The 4,979-nt window shown below is 48.3% G+C and carries 2 protein-coding genes; both read right to left on the reverse strand.

Features of this window, described 5'->3' with window-relative positions:
• Window positions 1-193 precede the first annotated feature (193 nt).
• Window positions 194-2,398 carry a sodium-translocating pyrophosphatase gene (locus tag B2Z67_RS07825; protein ID WP_291529263.1) on the reverse strand — a complete coding sequence of 735 codons (2,205 nt, stop codon included), beginning with the start codon at window positions 2,396-2,398 and terminating at the stop codon, window positions 194-196.
• A 140-nt stretch (window positions 2,399-2,538) separates the two neighbouring features.
• Entirely contained in the window at window positions 2,539-4,914 is a 2,376-nt protein-coding gene (locus B2Z67_RS07830; RefSeq protein WP_291529264.1) for a glycoside hydrolase family 3 N-terminal domain-containing protein, read from the reverse strand.
• Between the last annotated feature and the right edge of the window lie 65 nt (window positions 4,915-4,979).

The following is a 4,979-nucleotide window of genomic DNA, read 5'->3' on the forward strand; positions in this document are numbered from 1 at the left end:
CATATAGAAACATTTAGTTCCATCGTATAGAAACACTTTGTTTCAATGCAATGGAACTAAATGTTTCTATATGATGGAACTAAACGTTTCACTTGCCGGAACTAAACGTTTCACTTGTTGAAACTAAATATATCACGTAGCGGAACAAGCAAGATCACGTGCCGGAACGAATCACAGCCCTTGCCGGGTTTCGTTAGAACAGGCTCCACGCCACAGTCAGCCCCGCCATAACAATAGCTACCATACTCATCAGCTTGATAAGAATATTCAGACTGGGGCCGGAAGTATCTTTGAACGGATCGCCTACGGTATCACCCACTACAGTAGCCTTGTGAACCTCGCTGCCTTTACCGCCGAAGTTACCTTCTTCCACATACTTCTTGGCATTGTCCCACGCGCCACCCGCATTCGCCATGAAAATAGCAAGCACGAAACCACTGCTCAATCCGCCGATAAGCAAACCAAGTACACCGGGAACACCAAAGATAAAGCCCGTCAGGATAGGAGCAATAATTGCTATCAGCGAAGGAACCACCATTTCGCGCTGCGCACCCTTTGTAGAGATTTCCACACAACGTTCATAGTCCGGTTCCGCCTCGCCGGTAAGGATACCTTTTATCTCCCGGAACTGGCGGCGGACTTCATCTACCATGTGGGCGGCGGCACGTCCTACGGCATTCATGGTCAGTCCGCAGAACAGAAATGCCATCATACTGCCGATAAACATCCCGGCAAGTACTTTCGGATTCATCAACGTAACATCATAATAGTGCATGAAGTCGAAAAAGGTTGCATCCTGCAAAGATACAGCCTCACCATGCGGAAGCGTCAGGTCGGTAGTGCCCAGGCGAGTCAGCCCGATGCGGATTTCTTCTATATAGGATGCAAGCAAAGCCAATCCGGTGAGCGCCGCCGAGCCAATGGCGAACCCTTTTCCGGTAGCAGCGGTAGTGTTACCCAAAGAGTCGAGCGCATCCGTACGCTTGCGGACTTCCTTACCCAAACCGGACATCTCGGCATTACCACCGGCATTGTCGGCAATAGGGCCGTAAGCATCCGTAGCAAGGGTGATGCCTAAAGTGGAAAGCATACCTACGGCGGCAATGCCGATACCGTAAAGTCCCATACCTACATTGGAGAAATCAAATCCGGAAGCAAGCATATAAGAAGCAATGATGCCCACTACCACGGCGAGCACGGGAATAGCAGTGGAAAGCATACCCAAACCGATACCGGAAATAATCACCGTGGCAGGGCCGGTCTTTCCGCTCTCACTCAGTTTCTGAGTAGGCCGATAGGACTGTGAAGTGTAATACTCCGTTGAGCGTCCGATAATGATGCCCACTACCAGCCCTACGATAACAGCGCAAGATACCCAGAGCCAGTTGTCAAGTTTCAACAGCCAGAGTATGAAGAATGTGGCTATCACTATCAGCACAGAACTCAGGTTTGTACCGAAAGCCAGTGAAGCTAACAGGTCTTTCATCTTGGCATTCTCCTTGGTACGCACCGCAAAGATTCCGATGATAGAAAGAAGAATACCTACAGCCGCAATCAGCATCGGGGCGATAACTGCTTTGAACTGCATCAGCGTATCTCCCGTATGAATAAATGCGGCGGCGCCTAAAGCGGCAGTCGCCAGAATAGAACCGCAGTAGCTTTCGTAAAGGTCGGCGCCCATACCTGCTACGTCGCCCACATTATCGCCTACGTTATCGGCAATTGTTGCCGGATTGCGCGGGTCGTCTTCAGGAATACCGGCTTCTACCTTGCCCACCAGGTCGGCGCCCACATCGGCGGCTTTCGTATAGATTCCACCGCCTACACGGGCAAAGAGTGCTTGTGTGGAAGCTCCCATACCAAACGTCAGCATGGTGGTGGTAATGATGCAAAGTTTATGGGTCGGCGTCAGTACATCTTCCGGAACAACGGCATTGAGCAGCAGGTACCAGAAGGAGATGTCCAGCAGTCCTAATCCAACTACTACCAATCCCATTACCGCACCGCTGCGGAAAGCAACGCGCAGCCCCGCATTCAATGAGTCACGAGCGGCATTCGCAGTACGCGCCGAGGCGTAGGTAGCCGTTTTCATACCAAGAAAACCGGAAAGACCGGAGAAGAAGCCACCCGTCAGAAAAGCAACAGGCACCCAAGAGTTTTGAACGCCAAAACCATAGGCCATAATAGAGAAGAGGATAACCAGGCCCAGGAACACCCAACCAACAATTTTGTATTGTTGTTTCAAATAAGACATAGCGCCCTTACGTACGGCGGCGGCAATCTTAATCATCTGAGGCGTACCCTCACTCTCTTTCATCATTTGACGGTGGAAATACCAGGCAAAACAAAGTGCCAGAACAGAGGCAACCGGAATTAACCAAAAAAGCAGTTGATCCATAGCATAATTCATATTAAAAGATTAAAGAATGCTCTAAAAGTATTGATTTGGAACGAGATACGCAAAAAAAACAGGGAGAAAATATATACTTTCTCCCTGGCCTCTATTACTTTTCCGTATCAGCTAATTGATATGGGACTTCAGTATCGTTCATTCGCTGAAACCGCAAACTTCCCCTCCAACCGGATATCCTGCGAAGAGCTTCCAATCATTACGGCAAAAGCGCCCGGTTCTACAACGAAGTGATTATCCTTGTTCCATAGCCCCAACTCTTGCGGGGTCAGTGCAAAGTCCACCTGCTTCTCTTCTCCCGGCTCCAAATGAATACGTTCAAAGCCTCGCAACACTTTCACATAAGTGGTGACAGAACTTACTTCGTCACGCAGGTAAAGCTGAACAACTTCATCTCCGGCAACCTTACCTGTATTTTTCACTCTGCAACTCAACTTCACAGAACCCTGCACACCTATTACCGGATTCTCTATCTTCAAATCACTATATGCAAATGTAGTATAGCTCAAACCATATCCGAAAGGATAGAGAGCGCCGTCCACACGAACACGCCCCTTGGTATCCGAGCCTGGTTTGAAAGGGAAAGCAAAAGGAATCTGTCCGACGGAACGGGGGAATGTCACCGCCAACTTTCCACCCGGATTATAATCTCCAAAAAGAACTTGCGCCACTGCATCACCCATAAATTCGCCGGGAAACCATGCATGTACAATACCCGGAATATAGCGTTCAGCCCAGTTGATGGTAGCGGCACGCCCATCCACCAACAGCAGAACAACAGGCTTTCCGGTTGCGTAGACAGCCTGCAACAGTTTCTCTTGCCGTCCGCATAAATCCAAATCAGTACGGGAATATTCCTCACGCACCGTTTTCTCGTTTCCTCCCAGTACCATGATAGCCACATCCGATTCCTGAGCCAAAGCCACCGCCTCGTCTATCATGGCTTGTTCATCCTTATCCAAAGGAACATCATACAGTTCACTCTCCGGGAAATATTTATCAATAATATCCGCACCCTTCGCATAGCGCACATCCGCACCGGGCAGATATTCCTTTATTCCCTGATACACTGTTTTTATCGGAGCATTGGCAGGGCCATAACGGCAAATCAGATTCTTCACCTCATTAGCATTCGGCCCGATAACCGCTACTTTCTTTGTATTCCTGGAAAGAGGCAAGATATTGTTTTCATTCTTTAATAAGACAACAGACTCCAGCGCAGCCCGCATGGATACCGCTTGATGTTCCTTGCTGTGTACAACCTTTTCCGGAGATTTTGCATCGCCTTTGTATGGATTGTCGAACAGTCCCATCATGAACTTCACCCGCAAAACATCTGTCACCCGGCTGTCAACAGTATGCATGGATACTTTTCCTTCAGCGATAGCCTGACGAAGCGGGCGAATGAATTCTTCGGGAAGAGTAAAATTAGTACGTACATTCAAACCGGCATTTACTACCTGGGCAACTCCATCCACTGCATCGGCAGCTACCTTGTGCTTGGAATGAAGAAATTCCACCGCCTCGCTATCCGATACTACATAACCTTTGAATCCCCATTCATGACGAAGTATTTCAGTCAGGAAACGGTAACTACCGCTAACCGGTTCGCCATCATAATCATTGTAGGAACTCATTACTCCCAATGCTCCGGCATCACAAAAGGCTTTACGGAAAGGTTCCAGATAAAGGGTTCTCATCTCACGGGGCGCTACGTGCGGGTCGGTACGGGTTCCTTCATCACGCCCGCCCACAGGAATACTATATACGGCAAAGTGCTTGGGAGTAGATACTAACCCCCGCTCCTGTAATCCGCTGATCATTTGTTTTCCCAGTTCACCCGCATGATAAGGATCTTCTCCATAAGATTCTACTACACGTCCCCAGCGCGGGTCTTGGGCAATATCCAGAATGGGAGAATAAATATTGGTATATCCTAACGCTATCGCCTCTTCGGCAGTGACACGGGCAATCTCGCGGATCAGTTCTTTGTTCCATGCAGCTCCCTGTCCGCACTGTGCCGGAAACATGGTAGCCCGGTCGTGGCAAAGTCCCCGGATACCTTCATTGGTAAAATCAACCGGTATTCCTAAACGGGTTTGTTCTACGAACCACCGCTGGATAGTCTGCCTGTTTTTTACACTGTTTACGTAAGGATAAGATAAAGAAGAAGAGAATCGTCCCAAGCCATTAGCTTGTTCGTCGATATTGGCTATACCGTCTTTCCATATTTCATTTTTCCAATTATCGGTAGGAAGGGAATCTTTCAGAACGCGCCCGGAGCCGTACAAGGTAGTCATCTGGCAGGTTTTTTCCTCCATCGTCATTTGTGCAAGGAGGTCTTTTACTCTGGCGTCAATAGGAGCCGCAGGATCTTCATAGACATCCTTTACTCCGTTCTTGTTAAAATCAATCCAGCCTTTCTTATAAAGGCCGGGATTATTACCTGCATACACACTTGCACAAAGCGATGCGGCAATATACAAAACAAATCTTCTATTCATGGAGATATAATTATTTTCTAAATTAACGGCAAAAAAAAAGGCTATCTATCCCAGACAGCCAATCT

The sequence above is a fragment of the Bacteroides sp. UBA939 genome, assembly GCF_002293435.1.
Taxonomy (GTDB): Bacteria; Bacteroidota; Bacteroidia; order Bacteroidales; family Bacteroidaceae; genus Bacteroides.